The organism is Escherichia sp. MOD1-EC5950 (assembly GCF_002965345.1).
In the GTDB taxonomy this organism is placed as follows: Bacteria; Pseudomonadota; Gammaproteobacteria; order Enterobacterales; family Enterobacteriaceae; genus Escherichia; species Escherichia marmotae.
In genome coordinates this window covers 1-512 of the sequence record NZ_PTSR01000132.1, presented here as the reverse complement: position 1 = coordinate 512, position 512 = coordinate 1, and the positions used below count along the sequence as shown (strand labels likewise).

General features: G+C 61.9%; 1 protein-coding gene. It reads left to right on the top strand.

Annotated elements, in window-relative coordinates; genetic code table 11:
• A partial coding sequence (locus tag BEA93_RS24650) for a fimbria/pilus outer membrane usher protein (RefSeq protein ID WP_157945157.1) occupies positions 1-512 on the top strand: 512 nt, incomplete at both ends.

Sequence of the window (512 nt, the reverse complement as noted above, 5' to 3'; positions counted from 1 at the left end):
ATGTTTACGGCCACCCGGGCCATCCGCGCACTGAGTGCGGACCTGGCGGTCGGGAAAACATCCACCGGGGACAGTCTGCTGGGCAGTACGGGAACGTACGGCGTGTCGCTGAGCCGGAACAACAGCATGAAGCCGGGCAATCTGGGGTATACCCCGGTGTTCAGCGGCATTGCGAACGGGCCGTCGAGGGTGACGCTGACACAGAACGGGCGGTTGCTGCATTCGGAGATGGTGCCGGCAGGTCCGTTCTCCATCACGGATGTGCCGCTGTATACCAGTGGTGATGTGACCATGAAAATCACCGGTGAAGACGGGCGCGAGCAGATACAGAACTTCCCGTTGTCGGTGATGGCCGGGCAGTTAAGTCCGGGGCAGCACGAGTTCAGTGTGGCAGCCGGTTTGCCTGACGATGACAGTGACCTGAAAGGCGGTGTGTTTGCGGCGTCATACGGTTACGGTCTGGACGGGCTGACGCTGCGCACCGGCGGGGTGTTTAACCAGGACTGGCAGGG